A 14,074-nucleotide genomic window follows, 5' to 3' on the forward strand; every position below is an offset into this window, starting at 1 on the left:
CGCCCTGGAACGAAAAAACCGCGCCGAGGCGCGGTTTTTTCTTGGCTGCAGGGATCAGTGCGATACCGCGCCGGAAGCCCCCAGGCCGGTTTGCGAACGCACGAACTGCGGGAAGAACTTGGCACGCTCGTCGTCGGCCGCCTTGGACTTGTCGGTGACCGAGAAGAACCAGATACCCACGAAGGCAATGATCATCGAGAACAGCGCCGGGTACTCGTACGGGTAGATCGCTTTCTCGTGGCCAAGGATCTGCACCCAGATGGTCGGGCCGAGGATCATCAGCGTCACCGCACTGATCAGGCCCAGCCAACCGCCGATCATCGCGCCGCGGGTGGTCAGCTTCTTCCAGTACATCGAAAGCAGCAGCACCGGGAAGTTGCAGCTGGCAGCAATGGAGAACGCCAGGCCCACCATGAAGGCGATGTTCTGCTTCTCGAACAGGATACCCAGGCCGATCGCCAGTACGCCCAGGGCGACGGTGGTGATCTTCGACACGCGGATCTCGTCCTTGTCGTTGGCCTTGCCCTTGCGCCATACGCTGGCGTACAGGTCGTGGGACACCGCCGAGGCACCGGCCAGGGTCAGGCCCGCCACCACCGCCAGGATGGTGGCGAAGGCCACCGCCGAGATGAAGCCGAGGAACACGCTACCGCCCACGGCATTGGCCAGGTGCACCGCCGCCATGTTGTTGCCGCCGAGCAGGGCGCCGGTGGCGTCCTTGAATTCGGGGTTGGTGCTGACCAGCAGAATGGCGCCGAAGCCGATGATGAAGGTCAGGATGTAGAAGTAGCCGATGAAGCCGGTGGCATACAGCACGCTCTTGCGCGCTTCCTTGGCGTCGCTGACGGTGAAGAAGCGCATCAGGATGTGCGGCAGGCCAGCGGTGCCGAACATCAGCGCCAGGCCCAGGGAGAACGCCGAGATCGGGTCCTTGACCAGGCCGCCGGGGCTCATGATCGCCTCGCCCTTGGCGTGTACCTTGATCGCCTCGGAGAACAGGGTGTTGAAGTCGAAGCCCACGTGTTTCATCACCATCAGCGCCATGAAGCTGGCACCGGACAGCAGCAGCACGGCCTTGATGATCTGCACCCAGGTGGTGGCCAGCATGCCGCCGAACAGCACGTACAAGCACATCAGGATGCCCACCAGGATGACCGCCACGTGGTAGTCCAGGCCGAACAGCAGCTCGATCAGCTTGCCGGCGCCGACCATCTGCGCAATCAGGTAGAACGCCACCACCACCAGCGAACCGGAGGCCGACAGGGTGCGAATTTCCTTCTGCCCCAGGCGGTACGAGGCAACGTCGGCAAAGGTGTACTTGCCCAGGTTGCGCAGGCGCTCGGCGATCAGGAAGAGGATGATCGGCCAGCCGACCAGGAAGCCGATGGAGTAGATCAGGCCGTCGTAGCCGGAGGTGAACACCAGCGCGGAAATGCCCAGGAACGAGGCGGCAGACATGTAGTCGCCGGCAATCGCCAGGCCGTTCTGAAAGCCGGTGATCTTGCCGCCGGCGGCGTAGTAGTCGGAGGCCGACTTGTTGCGCTTGGACGCCCAATAGGTGATGCCCAGGGTAAAGGCGACGAAGGCCACGAACATGGCGATGGCGGAAACGTTGAGCGGTTGCTTCTGCACCTCGCCGGTCAGGGCATCGGCGGCCCACACGGCGGGTGCGAAGGCTCCGCAGGCCAGTACGGCCAAGGTTTTGGCGTGACGGATCATTGTTGCGCCTCCTTCAGGATGGCCTTGTTCAGCTCATCGAATTCGCCATTGGCGCGGCGAACGTAGATGGCGGTGAGCACAAAGGCCGAGACGATCAGGCCGACGCCCAGGGGAATGCCCCAGGTAATCGACGACCCAGGGCTGAGCTTGGCGCCAAGCACTTGGGGACCGTAGGCAATGAGGAGGATGAAGGCGCAGTAGAGGCCGAGCATGATCGCCGAGAGGATCCAGGCGAAACGTTCACGTTTGCTGACCAGCTCCTTGAAGCGCGGGCTGTTTTGTATCGAGAGGTAAATGCTGTCGTTCATTGTTTTTGTCCTAGCAGCACAGGTAGGGGATGTACCCACACCCTTACTTTATGCTGCCGCTGGACGCCAACCAGACGACCTTAGTCTTAGATGCATCGGTGCTTTACCGATTGTGTAACAAAGGGGGCCCTTTCGCGGGGCAAGCCCGCTCCTACAAGGAGCCGCGTGTAGGAGCGGGCTTGCCCCGCGAAGCCGCAAAACTGGCCCTAACGACCGATCACTTGCCTGTCCACTCGCTGACACGGTCCGGGTGCTTGCTCACCCAATCCTTGGCCGCCACTTCAGGCTTGGCCCCATTCTGGATCGCCAGCATCACCTCGCCGATCTCGTCCTTGGACTGCCACTGGAACTTCTTGAGGAATTCCACGACTTCCGGCGCTTTGGTCGCCAGTTCCTTGCTGCCGATGTTGTTGACGGTTTCCGCCGCGCCATACACCCCTTTCGGGTCATCGAGGAATTTCAGTTTCCACTTGGCGAACATCCAGTGCGGCACCCAGCCGGTCACCACAATCGGCTCCTGCTTGGCGTAGGCCTTGCCCAGCTCGGTGGTCATCCCGGCGCCGGAGCTGGCGCGCAGTTTGTAGCCGGTCAGGTCGTAGTCCTTGATCGCCTGGTCGGTCTTTATCATTACCCCGGAGCCTGCGTCGATGCCAACGATCTGCTGCTTGTAGCCATTGTCGGTCTTGAGGTCGGCGATGCTTTGGGTCTTCACGTAGTCTGGCACGATCAGGCCGATTTTCGCGTCCTTGAAGTTAGGCCCGTAGTCGACCACTTTGTCCTTGTTCTTGGCCCAGTATTCGCCGTGGGTGACGGGCAGCCACGCCGAGAGAATCGCATCGAGCTTGCCGGTGGCCACGCCCTGCCACATGATGCCTGCGGCAACGGCCTGCAGCTTCACGTCATAGCCGAGTTTCTGCTTGATAACCTCGGCGGCGACGTTGGAGGTGGCCACGCTGTCGGCCCAACCGTCCACGTAACCGATGCTGACTTCCTTGGCCATGGCCTGTGCAGCGCCCATGGCCAGTACCAGGGCGGTGCCCACCCCCAGGAAACGGCGCATTCTTGTAAAAGTAGCCATCAAAGCATCCCCTCGTCAGGTCTAGGAGATTGCATCATCTTCCTGCAACAAACCCCGACCTGCTCCAGCTGCGACCTATACCCGCGCCATATGCGACAGCACTGTGCCATTAGCGGCATCGGCCCATGCGGGCCTGCGCGATCCTTGCATGCCAAAGGTTTGGCGCCGGGCTACTATCTAACGCTTTGTGCCTGACGATGGACCGCCCGATGCCCGAAGCCACCCGCTTGCTGTTGCCGTTGTACCTGCTCGCCTGCCTGCTGGCCCTGCTGGGGCTGGGGGCGCTCTGGTACGGGCTTGGCAAGCCGGTGACCCTGCCGGATGCGGCCAGCCCCACGCACAAGTTGCAGTGCGCGTCCTACACGCCCTTCGACAAGGACCAGTCGCCCTACGACCAGCCGTTTCGCCTGCGCCCGGCGCGCATGGACGCCGACCTTGCCCTGCTGGCTGAGCGATTTCAGTGCATCCGCACCTATTCCATGACCGGGCTTGAGGCCATTCCGGCCCTGGCACGCAAGCATGGGCTGAAAGTGATGCTCGGTGCCTGGGTCAATGCCAACCCCGCCGACACCGACAAGGAAGTGAAGGCGCTGATTGCCTCTGCCAATGCCAACCCCGACGTGGTCAGCGCGGTGATCGTGGGCAACGAGACGCTGCTGCGCAAGGAAGTCACCGGCGAGCGCCTGGCCGGGTTGATCGAACAGGTGAAAGGCCAGGTCAAGGTGCCGGTGACCTACGCCGATGTCTGGGAGTTCTGGCTGCAGCACCCGCAAATTGCACCGGCGGTGGACTTTCTGACCATCCACCTGCTGCCCTATTGGGAAGACGACCCGCGCGGCATCGACGATGCCCTGGCCCATGTAGCCGAGGTGCGCCGGGTGTTCGGCACGCGCTTTGCGCCCAAGGACATCTTCATTGGCGAAACTGGCTGGCCCAGTGAAGGCCGCCAGCGCGAAACCGCCATTCCCAGCCGGGCCAACGAGGCGCGTTTCATTCGCGGGTTCGTGGCCCTGGCCGAGGCCAACGGCTGGCACTACAACCTGATCGAGGCATTCGACCAACCCTGGAAGCGGGCCAACGAGGGCGCGGTGGGCGGCTACTGGGGGCTGTACGACGCCAACCGGCAGGACAAGGGCGTGCTCGAAGGCCCGGTCAGCAACTTGCCATTGTGGCCACAGTGGCTGCTGGCTTGCGCGGCACTGCTGGCGGCCCTGCTGCTGGCCGTCGGGCGCCCCGCCACGCCGCTGGCGGCGCTGCTGTTGCCGTTGCTGGTGGCGTTCGGCGCAGGGTGCCTGGGGTTGTGGGGCGAGCTGATGCGTACTCACGCACGGTTTGCCGGGGAGTGGCTGTGGGCGATGGTGCTGGCTGGGTTGAACGTGTTGGTGTTGATGCACGTCGCCTTGGGGCTGGTGCACCGCGAGGGCTGGCGCAAGCGGCTGTTCGCCTGGTTGCAGGCACGGGCGGGGTGGTGGCTGCTGGCCGCTGGGTTCGCGGCGGCGGTGAGCATGCTGGCGATGGTGTTCGACCCGCGTTATCGCAGTTTCCCAACCGCAGCGCTGGCACTGCCGGCCGTGGTTTACCTGTTGTGGCCGGTCGCGGCGCGGCGGGCGGAGGTGGCGTTGCTGGCATTTATCGTCGGCGCCGGGGTGTTGCCGCAGTTGTATCGGGAAGGGCTGGAAAACCAGCAGGCCTGGGGGTGGGCGTTGGTCAGTGTGCTGATGACCGCGGCTTTGTGGCGCAGCCTGAGGTCGCGTAAGGCTTGAGGGCCTATCGCGAGCTGCGCTCGCTCCTACCAGGGATGTGCAGGCGCCGGTTGGGGCTGCGCGGGTCACCGGACCAAACGCAAGCCCGCCAATACCACCGCAAACACCGCGATGCTGGCGGTATACAGCACCAGGGCGGGAATGCCGAACAGCAGCCCCAGAACCGCCAACCACCACCCTGCCCGGCCAGCCACGAGCTGCGCCAGCAGCGAAAGCCCAAGCCCGGCCCAGGGCAGCACCTGCCAATGAATCCCCAGCCCCAGCCACGCCCGCGCCTGGCACTGCCAGTGGTCGGCTGGCACCGTGCACAGACCAACCCACTGGCCATCCTCCATCAGCCCATAGCGCACGCCATAACTGGCCGCGAGCCACAACGCCAGAAACACCAGCAACAGAGCGGCTGGCAGCGATCGAGACATCCCGTTCTCCAATAGCGGTAATCGAAATCATCCATGATCGCCCAAGCCCTGTTCTAAGGCAAAATCACAACCCTGCAGCTATGTTGCAGATAACAAGCACACCAAAGGCCACTGCACCGGGCAACTTTGCCGGTAGAGCGATGGTCCTAGCCTGCGTACCGCACGACCTTGATCCTTCTGGGGGAATACATGCTTCGATCCTGGCGCCTAGTCGCCCTTCTTGGCGGCCTGCTCATGGCTGCCGCCGCTTCGGCGCGGGATATCGACGCCGCAAGCTATGGCTACCCCTTGACCAACCCGTTCGAGGCCACCATTGCCACCACGCCGCCGGACCAGCGCCCGACCCTGCCCAGCGACGATGACATCAACCAGTCCGACTACAGCCTGAACCTGCGCCCGGAGCGGGCCTTCACCCTGCCCGACAACTTCTGGGCGGTGAAGAAGCTCAAGTATCGCCTGGCCCGCCAGGACCACGCGGCGCCGCTGATCTTCATCATTGCCGGCACCGGTGCGCCCTATTCCAGCAGCATCAACGAATACCTGAAGAAGCTGTTCTACCAGGCCGGCTTCCATGTGGTGCAGTTGTCCTCGCCCACCAGCTACGACTTCATGAGCGCCGCTTCGCGCTTCGCTACCCCCGGCATCAGCCAGGACGACGCCGAGGACATGTACCGGGTGATGCAGGCCGTGCGAGCCCAGCACCCGCGCCTGCCGGTCAGCGAGTATTACCTCACCGGCTACAGCCTTGGCGCGCTGGATGCAGCCTTCGTCAGCCACCTGGACGAAACCCGCCGCAGCTTCAACTTCAAGCGCGTGCTGCTGCTGAACCCGCCGGTGAACCTGTACACCTCGATCAACAACCTCGACAAGCTGGTGCAAACCCAGGTCAAGGGCATCGACCGCAGCACCACCTTCTACGAACTGATGCTGCAGAAGCTCACCCGCTACTTCCAGGACAAGGGCTACATCGACCTCAACGACGCCCTGCTGTATGACTTCCAGCAGTCCAAGCAGCACTTGTCCAATGAACAGATGGCCATGCTGATCGGCACCTCGTTCCGTTTCTCGGCGGCCGACATCGCCTTTACCTCCGACCTGATCAACCGCCGCGGCCTGATTATTCCGCCGAAGTTCCCAATCACCGAGGGCAGCAGCCTCACGCCGTTCTTCAAGCGCGCCCTGCAGTGCGACTTCGACTGCTACATGACCGAGCAGGTGATCCCGATGTGGCGCGCCCGCACCGACGGCAACAGCATCCTGCAACTGGTCAACCAGGTAAGCCTGTACGCCCTGGCCGACTACCTGCACGGCAGCGACAAGATCGCCGTGATGCACAACGCCGACGACGTGATCCTCGGCCCCGGCGACATCGGGTTCCTGCGCAAGGTGTTTGGCGATCGCCTGACCCTCTACCCCCATGGCGGCCATTGCGGCAACCTCAATTACCGCGTCAACAGCGACGCCATGCTGGAGTTCTTCCGTGGTTAACAAATGCCTCTTCGCCGCGGCCCTGCTGCTGGCCGGCCATGCCATGGCCGCTGAAACCGCGCCACGGGCCAGCGTGGTCGAAGCCGACCCACACGTGGCCGGCTCCGCAACCCTGGCCCCGGAAAGCGACGGTTTCCTCGACCCACTGCGTGAACTGAAATTCAACCCGGGGCTGGACCAGCGCGAGTTCGAACGCTCGACCCTGGAAGCACTGAACGTGTACGACCCGCTGGAGTCGATGAACCGGCGTATCTACCACTTCAACTACCGGCTCGACCAATGGGTACTGCTGCCGCTGGTGAGCGGCTACCAGTACGTGACGCCACGCTTCGTGCGCACCGGGGTAAGCAACTTCTTCAACAACCTGGGCGATGTGCCGAACCTGTTCAACAGTGTGCTGCAGCTCAAGGCCAAGCGTTCGGCGGAAATCACCGCACGGCTGATGTTCAACACCATCATCGGCGTGGGCGGGCTGTGGGACCCCGCGACCAAGATGGGCCTGCCACGCCAGAGCGAGGACTTCGGCCAGACCCTGGGCTTCTACGGGGTGCCCGAGGGGCCTTACCTGATGCTGCCGGTGCTGGGCCCTTCGAACCTGCGCGACACCACCGGGTTGGTGGTGGACTATGCCGGGGAACAGGCGATCAACTACCTGGACGTGGCACAAACCAGCACCGACCACCCGGAAATCTTCGCCCTGCGCGTGGTGGACAAGCGCTATACCACCAAATTCCGCTATGGCGAGCTGAACTCACCGTTCGAGTACGAGAAAGTGCGGTACGTGTATACCCAGGCGCGCAAGTTGCAGATAGCAGAGTAAGCAGGGCCGGCCCTTTCGCGTTGTAGGAGCGGGCTTGCCCCGCGAAAGGGCCGGCACAGAAAAACTCAAATCCCCAGGAACTGGCACAACTCGCGCTTCTTGGCCAAGGCATCACGCCGCCCCAGCTCGATCAGCTCGCTGCAGTAGCTGGCCTCGAACAACAGGTAGCTCAACACCCCCGCGCCACTGGTGCGGGTCGCCCCCGGCCCGCGCAGGAACAAGCGCAACGCCGCCGGCAACTCACGCCGGTGCCGCGCCGCAATTTCATCCAGCGGCTGGCTCGGCGCCACCACCAGCACATCCACCGGCGCCAGCCCCAGGCGCCGCGCGTCCAGGTGCCCCGGCAGCAAACGGCTGAGGTGGTTGAGCCGCTGCAACAGTTCGATATCGTCTTCCAGGCTGTCGATGAAGGTGCTGTTGAGCATGTGCGCGCCAATCTGCGCCAGGCTCGGCTGCTGGCCGCTGAATACCCGCTGGGTGGGCAGCGGCGGTGCCGGGCGCTGCGGGTTGCCGCTCACCCCCACCACCAGCACGCGGCTGGCGCCCAGGTGCAGCGCCGGGCTGATCGGCGCCGACTGGCGCACCGCGCCGTCACCATAGAACTCATCGCCCAGGCGCACCGGTGCGAACAGCAGCGGGATCGCCGCGCTGGCCAGCAGGTGGTCGATGGTCAACGGCGTGGGCACGCCGATGCGCCGGTGGCGCAGCCAGGCGTCGATGGTGCCGCGGCCCTGGTAGAAGGTCACCGCCTGGCCGGTTTCGTAGCCAAAGGCGGTGACCGCCACCGCGCGCAGCTGTTCGGCGGCGATGGCCTGGCCGATGCCGTCGAGGTTCAGGTGCGCTTCCAACAGGCCGCGCAGCGGGCTGCTGTCGAGCAGGGCCACCGGCACCTGGCCGCCCAGGCCCAGCAGGCTGTGGCCGACGAATCGGCTGGCCTGGCGCATCACCCCGGGCCAGTCGCTGCGAATCACCAGGTGGCTGCGAAAGTTCTGCCAGAAGGTGGTGAGGCGCTGCACGGCGTCGTTGAAGCGGGTGGCACCGCTGGCCAGGGTGACGGCGTTGATGGCGCCGGCCGAGGTGCCGACGATGACCGGGAAGGGGTTGGTGGAAGCGGCCGGGAGCAGTTCGGCGATGCCGGCCAGAACGCCCACCTGATAGGCGGCGCGGGCGCCGCCGCCAGAAAGGATAAGACCGGTTACCGGGGGTGGGGCCATGGCGTCCTTCCTGGGGTTGTGGTGTTTTCAGGCCGGGCCCTTTCGCGGGGCAAGCCCGCTCCATGCGAAGGGGCCGGTACAGGCACTACAACAATCAGCGTTTTTTCTTGTCATACAACCGCGGCGCACCCTCCGGCCGCGACTTGAAGCGCCGGTGCGCCCACAGGTACTGCTCCGGGCACTCGCGCAACACCCCTTCGACCCACTGGTTGATGCGCAGGCAATCGGCCTCTTCGCTCTCACCCGGGAAGCCCTGGAGCGGCGGGTGAATCACCAGACGATAGCCGCTGCCGTCCTCAAGGCGCTTCTGGGTGAACGGAATCACCTGCGCCTTGCCCAGGCGGGCAAACTTGGTGGTGGCCGTGACCGTTGCCGCCGGAATGCCGAACAGCGGCACGAAGATACTCTGCTTGGCGCCGTAATCCTGGTCGGGTGCGTACCAGATCGCCCGGCCCGAACGCAGCAGCTTGAGCATGCCGCGCACATCGTCACGCTCCACCGCCAGCGAATCGAGGTTGTGCCGCTCGCGGCCACTGCGCTGGATGAAGTCGAACAGCGGGTTGCCGTGCTCGCGGTACATGCCATCGATGGTGTGCGCCTGGCCCAGCAAGGCGGCGCCAATTTCCAGGGTGGTGAAGTGCACCGCCATCAAGATGGCGCCCTGCCCGGCCTGCTGCGCCGCCTGCAGGTGCTCCAGGCCCTCGATGTGCGCCAGGCGCGCCAGGCGTGCCTTTGGCCACCACCAGCTCATGGCCATTTCGAAGAAAGCGATGCCGGTGGAGGCGAAGTTGGCCTTGAGCAAACGGCGCCGTTCGTCGTCGGACAGCTCCGGGAAACACAGCTCCAGGTTGCGCGCGGCAATGCGCCGACGCTCGCCAGCCACCCGGTACATCAGCGCACCCAGGGCGCTGCCGAGCCACAGCAAGGCGCGGTAGGGCAGCTGTACCACCAGCCACAGCAGGCCCAGGCCCAGCCACAGGCCCCAGAATCGCGGGTGAAGGAAATAGGGTCGAAAACGCGGGCGTTCCATTGAAGCTTCCGGCAAGACAAAGACCGCGCATTCTACATCGGTTCGTCGCCGGTTGCGGCCAACCGGTCTTATCGTTATAAGTCAGGGCACTTTTTTCGCAACAAGCCGTCTATGCAGACCATGAGCCCAAACCACACTCCCGACACCGCCTCCGTGTTCCAGCTCAAGGGCAGCATGCTCGCCATCACCGTGCTGGAACTGGGGCGTAACGACCTGGAAGCCCTCGACCGCCAGCTGGCGGCGAAAGTGGCCCAGGCCCCCAATTTCTTCAGCAATACGCCGCTGGTGCTGGCGCTGGACAAGCTGCCGGCCGACGAAGGGGCGATCGACCTGCCCGGGCTGATGCGTATCTGCCGCCACCATGGCCTGCGTACCCTGGCGATTCGTGCCAGCCGCATCGAGGACATCGCCGCGGCGATCGCCATCGACCTGCCGGTGCTGCCGCCGTCCGGCGCCCGCGAGCGGCCGCTGGAGCCAGAGCCTGAAGCGAAAAAACCCGAGCCCACCCCTGCCCCGGCGCCTGCCGCCGAGCCAGAGGTGCGGCCAACGCGCATCATCACCTCGCCCGTGCGTGGCGGCCAGCAGATCTACGCCCAAGGGGGCGACCTGGTGGTCACCGGCTCCGTCAGCCCGGGTGCGGAACTTCTCGCCGATGGCAACATCCATGTGTACGGCGCCATGCGCGGCCGCGCGCTGGCGGGCATCAAGGGCAATACCCGGGCGCGTATCTTCTGCCAGCAGATGACCGCCGAAATGGTCTCCATCGCCGGCCAGTACAAGGTATGCGAAGACCTGCGCCGCGACCCGTTGTGGGGTGCGGGCGTGCAAGTCAGCCTGTCCGGTGACGTGTTGAACATCACCCGTCTTTAACGGATACTTGCCGTCATTTTTAGAGCAACTTTTTTACCTGTTGCCGTTTTTTTTGCTTATTGCAGGGACACCTGTCCCATCTTATTTAGGGGTGAAACACCTTGGCCAAGATTCTCGTCGTTACTTCCGGCAAGGGGGGTGTGGGCAAGACCACCACCAGCGCCGCCATCGGCACCGGCCTCGCGCTGCGCGGCCACAAGACTGTCATCGTCGACTTCGACGTGGGCCTGCGTAACCTCGACCTGATCATGGGCTGCGAGCGCCGCGTGGTGTACGACTTCGTCAACGTGGTCAACGGCGAAGCCAACCTGCAACAAGCCCTGATCAAGGACAAGCGCCTGGAAAACCTGTTCGTGCTGGCCGCCAGCCAGACCCGCGACAAGGACGCGCTGACCCAGGAAGGCGTGGAAAAGGTGCTGATGGAGCTCAAGGAGCAGTTCGACTACGTGATCTGCGACTCCCCGGCCGGTATCGAGAAGGGCGCGCACCTGGCGATGTACTTCGCCGACGAAGCCATCGTCGTGACCAACCCGGAAGTGTCGTCGGTACGTGACTCGGACCGTATGCTGGGCATCCTGTCGAGCAAGTCGCGCCGCTCGGAAAACGGCGAGGAGCCGATCAAGGAACACCTGCTGATCACCCGCTACCACCCAGAGCGCGTGGAAAAGGGCGAAATGCTGAGCATCGCCGACGTGGAAGAAATCCTGGCAATCAAGCTCAAGGGCGTGATCCCCGAGTCCCAGGCCGTGCTCAAGGCGTCCAACCAGGGTATCCCGGTGATCCTCGACGACCAGAGCGATGCCGGCCAGGCGTACAGCGACACGGTCGACCGCCTCCTGGGCAAAGAGAAACCCCTGCGTTTCATCGAAGTGCCGAAGCAAGGATTCTTCGCGCGCCTGTTTGGAGGCAAGTAAACCATGAACCTTTTTGACTTCTTTCGTGGCAGGCAGAAACAGACCAGTGCGTCGGTAGCGAAAGAGCGTCTACAGATCATCGTGGCGCACGAGCGCGGCCAGCGCAGCGAACCGGACTACTTGCCGGAACTGCAGAAAGAACTGCTGGAAGTGATCCGCAAGTATGTGAACATCGGCAACGATGACGTGCATATCGAGCTGGAAAACCAAGGCAGCTGCTCGATTCTGGAATTGAACATCACCTTGCCTGATCGCTGATCCAGCGACCTGGCTCGATCATTGGGGCTGCCTTGCAGCCCTTCGCGGGTCAAGCCCGCTCCTACAGGATCCTCACCGGGCCTGTAGGAGCGGGCTTGACCCGCGAAGGGCCGCAAGGCGGCCCCAATGGTTTTCCCCGATTTGACCGAGACCAAGCAATGCCGCTGTCGAACATCCAGATCCTCCACGAAGACGCCGCCATCCTGGTGATCAACAAGCCGACCCTGCTGTTGTCGGTGCCCGGCCGCGCCGAGGACAACAAGGACTGCCTGATCACCCGCCTGCAGGAAAACGGCTACCCGGACGCGCTGATCGTGCACCGCCTGGATTGGGAAACCTCCGGCATCATCCTGCTGGCCCGCGATGCCGACAGCCACCGCGAGCTGTCGCGCCAGTTCCACGACCGTGAAACCGAAAAGGCCTACACCGCGCTGTGCTGGGGCCAACCGGCACTGGACAGCGGCAGCATCGACCTGCCCCTGCGCTACGACCCGCCGACCAAGCCGCGCCACGTGGTGGACCACGAGCAAGGCAAGCATGCGCTGACCTTCTGGCGCATCGTCGAGCGTTGCAGGGATTACTGCCGGGTGGAGCTGACGCCGATTACCGGGCGCTCGCACCAGCTGCGCGTGCATATGCTGTCGATTGGCCACCCGTTGCTGGGTGATCGGTTGTATGCCAACCCCGAGGCATTGGCGGCCCATGAACGGCTGTGCCTGCATGCCGCGATGCTGAGCTTTACCCACCCGGTTTCCGGGGAGCGGTTGAAGTTCGAGTGCCCTGCACCGTTCTGATTGGAGCGAGCATGGCCCGCGCCTGCAGGGGCGGTGAGCTGCGACACAAATGTTCGACTTTATACGCTAAACTCGCGCCACTGCTGTCTGGAGCGAGTTATGCGCGAAGTACTGAATACCGGCCTGATCGAATTCCTCAAGGCCTCCCCGACGCCCTTCCACGCCACCGCTAGCCTTGCCCAACGCCTGGAGGCCGCCGGCTACCAGCGCCTGGACGAGCGCGACAGCTGGGCCACGGTGCCCGGCGGGCGCTACTACGTCACCCGCAACGACTCCTCGATCATCGCCATCAAGCTGGGCAAGCAGCCACCGCTGCAGAACGGCATCCGCATGGTCGGCGCCCACACCGACAGCCCGTGCCTGCGGGTCAAGCCGCAGCCCGAGCTGCAGCGCCAGGGCTTCCTGCAACTGGGCGTGGAAGTGTACGGCGGTGCCCTGCTGGCGCCGTGGTTCGACCGCGACCTGTCGCTGGCGGGCCGGGTCACCTTCCGCCGTGATGGCAAGGTGGAAAGCCAGCTGATCGACTTCAAGCTGCCGATCGCGATCATTCCCAACCTGGCGATTCACCTCAACCGCACCGCCAACGAAGGCTGGCAGATCAACCCGCAGAACGAGCTGCCGCCGATTCTGGCCCAGGTGGCCGGCGACGAGCGCATCGATTTTCGCGCCGTGCTCACCGAGCAACTGGCCCGCGAGCACCAGCTCAATGCCGACGTGGTCCTGGATTACGAACTGAGCTTCTACGACACCCAGGACGCCGCACTGATCGGCCTGCACAGCGACTTCATCGCCGGCGCCCGCCTGGACAACCTGCTGTCGTGCTACGCCGGCCTGCAGGCGCTGCTGGCGGCCGACAGCGACGAAACCTGCGTGCTGGTGTGCAATGACCACGAAGAGGTCGGCAGTTGCTCGGCCTGTGGCGCCGACGGCCCGATGCTCGAACAGACCCTGCAGCGCCTGCTGCCGGACGGCGATGCCTATGTGCGCACCATCCAGCGCTCGCTGATGGTGTCGGCCGACAACGCCCACGGCGTACACCCCAACTACGCCGACAAGCACGACGGCAACCACGGGCCCAAGCTCAATGCCGGGCCCGTGATCAAGGTCAACAACAACCAGCGCTACGCCACCAACAGCGAAACCGCCGGGTTCTTCCGCCACCTGTGCATGGCCGAGGAAGTGCCGGTGCAGAGCTTCGTGGTGCGCAGCGACATGGGTTGCGGCTCGACCATCGGCCCGATCACCGCCAGCCACCTGGGGGTACGCACCGTGGACATCGGCCTGCCAACCTTTGCCATGCACTCGATTCGCGAGCTGTGCGGCAGCCATGACCTGGCGCACCTGGTGAAGGTGTTGACCGCGTTCTATCGCAGCCGCGAGTTGCCTTGAGGTCGGTGTA

Annotated in this window: 14 protein-coding genes; 8 read left to right on the top strand and 6 right to left on the bottom strand. The window is 64.1% G+C overall.

The features are described from left to right. Positions 1-54: 54 nt before the first annotated feature. The 3 genes from F3J44_RS24390 to F3J44_RS24400 form a co-directional block, all read right to left on the bottom strand. The gene (locus F3J44_RS24390) at positions 55-1,719 is read right to left on the bottom strand and encodes a cation acetate symporter (protein ID WP_167276832.1); all 1,665 of its coding nucleotides are present in this window, start codon (positions 1,717-1,719) and stop codon (positions 55-57) included. Continuing rightward, positions 1,716-2,027: a DUF485 domain-containing protein gene (locus F3J44_RS24395; RefSeq protein WP_167067923.1), complete on the bottom strand. Its 312-nt coding sequence runs from the start codon at positions 2,025-2,027 to the stop codon at positions 1,716-1,718. The genes F3J44_RS24390 and F3J44_RS24395 overlap by 4 nt, the downstream gene beginning before the upstream one ends. 217 nt (positions 2,028-2,244) lie before the next feature. Next, positions 2,245-3,105 (bottom strand): glycine betaine ABC transporter substrate-binding protein, encoded by an 861-nt coding sequence (locus F3J44_RS24400; protein ID WP_167276836.1) that lies wholly within the window; start codon positions 3,103-3,105, stop codon positions 2,245-2,247. A gap of 209 nt (positions 3,106-3,314) precedes the next feature. On the opposite strand from F3J44_RS24400, the gene F3J44_RS24405 reads away from it, so the two are divergent. Further along, a complete protein-coding gene (locus F3J44_RS24405) occupies positions 3,315-4,868 on the top strand; it encodes a hypothetical protein (RefSeq protein ID WP_205300164.1) in 1,554 nt (517 codons plus the stop codon). Positions 4,869-4,933: 65 nt separating this feature from the next. On the opposite strand, the gene F3J44_RS24410 is transcribed toward F3J44_RS24405, so the two are convergent. Continuing rightward, complete coding sequence (locus F3J44_RS24410) at positions 4,934-5,287, bottom strand: hypothetical protein (RefSeq protein WP_167276842.1); 354 nt, start codon at positions 5,285-5,287, stop codon at positions 4,934-4,936. 189 nt (positions 5,288-5,476) lie between these two features. On the opposite strand from F3J44_RS24410, the gene F3J44_RS24415 reads away from it, so the two are divergent. Together F3J44_RS24415 and F3J44_RS24420 are read left to right on the top strand one after the other, a co-directional pair. After that, positions 5,477-6,775: a serine/threonine protein kinase gene (locus F3J44_RS24415; protein ID WP_167067935.1), complete on the top strand. Its 1,299-nt coding sequence runs from the start codon at positions 5,477-5,479 to the stop codon at positions 6,773-6,775. A gap of 43 nt (positions 6,776-6,818) precedes the next feature. Further along, positions 6,819-7,595, top strand: coding sequence for a VacJ family lipoprotein (locus F3J44_RS24420; RefSeq protein ID WP_205300169.1), 777 nt, complete (start codon positions 6,819-6,821; stop codon positions 7,593-7,595). Between the two features lie 65 nt (positions 7,596-7,660). Here the strand turns inward: F3J44_RS24420 and F3J44_RS24425 are convergent, their stop codons facing one another. Together F3J44_RS24425 and F3J44_RS24430 are read right to left on the bottom strand one after the other, a co-directional pair. Beyond that, positions 7,661-8,809 (bottom strand): patatin-like phospholipase family protein, encoded by a 1,149-nt coding sequence (locus F3J44_RS24425; RefSeq protein ID WP_167276847.1) that lies wholly within the window; start codon positions 8,807-8,809, stop codon positions 7,661-7,663. A 94-nt stretch (positions 8,810-8,903) separates the two neighbouring features. Beyond that, positions 8,904-9,839 (bottom strand): lipid A biosynthesis lauroyl acyltransferase, encoded by a 936-nt coding sequence (locus F3J44_RS24430; RefSeq protein ID WP_167067945.1) that lies wholly within the window; start codon positions 9,837-9,839, stop codon positions 8,904-8,906. A gap of 111 nt (positions 9,840-9,950) precedes the next feature. Here F3J44_RS24430 and minC point away from each other — a divergent pair, with 111 nt between their 5' ends. The 5 genes from minC (at position 9,951) to F3J44_RS24455 (ending at position 14,064) form a co-directional block, all read left to right on the top strand. Continuing rightward, positions 9,951-10,709, top strand: a complete 759-nt coding sequence (minC, locus tag F3J44_RS24435) for a septum site-determining protein MinC (protein ID WP_167067948.1) — start codon at positions 9,951-9,953, stop codon at positions 10,707-10,709. Positions 10,710-10,810: 101 nt separating this feature from the next. Then, positions 10,811-11,623 (top strand): septum site-determining protein MinD, encoded by an 813-nt coding sequence (minD, locus tag F3J44_RS24440; protein ID WP_054893840.1) that lies wholly within the window; start codon positions 10,811-10,813, stop codon positions 11,621-11,623. A 3-nt stretch (positions 11,624-11,626) separates the two neighbouring features. After that, positions 11,627-11,881, top strand: coding sequence for a cell division topological specificity factor MinE (gene minE / locus F3J44_RS24445; protein ID WP_009682849.1), 255 nt, complete (start codon positions 11,627-11,629; stop codon positions 11,879-11,881). Between the two features lie 158 nt (positions 11,882-12,039). Further along, a complete protein-coding gene (locus F3J44_RS24450; protein ID WP_167276850.1) occupies positions 12,040-12,675 on the top strand; it encodes an RluA family pseudouridine synthase in 636 nt (211 codons plus the stop codon). Positions 12,676-12,774: 99 nt separating this feature from the next. Then, a complete protein-coding gene (locus F3J44_RS24455) occupies positions 12,775-14,064 on the top strand; it encodes a M18 family aminopeptidase (protein WP_167067954.1) in 1,290 nt (429 codons plus the stop codon). Positions 14,065-14,074: the final 10 nt, after the last annotated feature.

Source organism: Pantoea sp. Tr-811, from assembly GCF_011752535.1.
Taxonomy (GTDB): Bacteria; Pseudomonadota; Gammaproteobacteria; order Pseudomonadales; family Pseudomonadaceae; genus Aquipseudomonas.

Bases quoted from the DNA above. Each gene is read 5' to 3' on its own strand.
- F3J44_RS24390 (WP_167276832.1), bottom strand. From the start codon at position 1,719: ATGATCCGTCACGCCAAAACCTTGGCCGTACTGGCCTGCGGAGCCTTC.
- F3J44_RS24395 (WP_167067923.1), bottom strand. From the start codon at position 2,027: ATGAACGACAGCATTTACCTCTCGATACAAAACAGCCCGCGCTTCAAG.
- F3J44_RS24400 (WP_167276836.1), bottom strand. From the start codon at position 3,105: ATGGCTACTTTTACAAGAATGCGCCGTTTCCTGGGGGTGGGCACCGCC.
- F3J44_RS24405 (WP_205300164.1), top strand. From the start codon at position 3,315: ATGCCCGAAGCCACCCGCTTGCTGTTGCCGTTGTACCTGCTCGCCTGC.
- F3J44_RS24410 (WP_167276842.1), bottom strand. From the start codon at position 5,287: ATGTCTCGATCGCTGCCAGCCGCTCTGTTGCTGGTGTTTCTGGCGTTG.
- F3J44_RS24415 (WP_167067935.1), top strand. From the start codon at position 5,477: ATGCTTCGATCCTGGCGCCTAGTCGCCCTTCTTGGCGGCCTGCTCATG.
- F3J44_RS24420 (WP_205300169.1), top strand. From the start codon at position 6,819: ATGGCCGCTGAAACCGCGCCACGGGCCAGCGTGGTCGAAGCCGACCCA.
- F3J44_RS24425 (WP_167276847.1), bottom strand. From the start codon at position 8,809: ATGGCCCCACCCCCGGTAACCGGTCTTATCCTTTCTGGCGGCGGCGCC.
- F3J44_RS24430 (WP_167067945.1), bottom strand. From the start codon at position 9,839: ATGGAACGCCCGCGTTTTCGACCCTATTTCCTTCACCCGCGATTCTGG.
- minC (WP_167067948.1), top strand. From the start codon at position 9,951: ATGCAGACCATGAGCCCAAACCACACTCCCGACACCGCCTCCGTGTTC.
- minE (WP_009682849.1), top strand. From the start codon at position 11,627: ATGAACCTTTTTGACTTCTTTCGTGGCAGGCAGAAACAGACCAGTGCG.
- F3J44_RS24450 (WP_167276850.1), top strand. From the start codon at position 12,040: ATGCCGCTGTCGAACATCCAGATCCTCCACGAAGACGCCGCCATCCTG.
- F3J44_RS24455 (WP_167067954.1), top strand. From the start codon at position 12,775: ATGCGCGAAGTACTGAATACCGGCCTGATCGAATTCCTCAAGGCCTCC.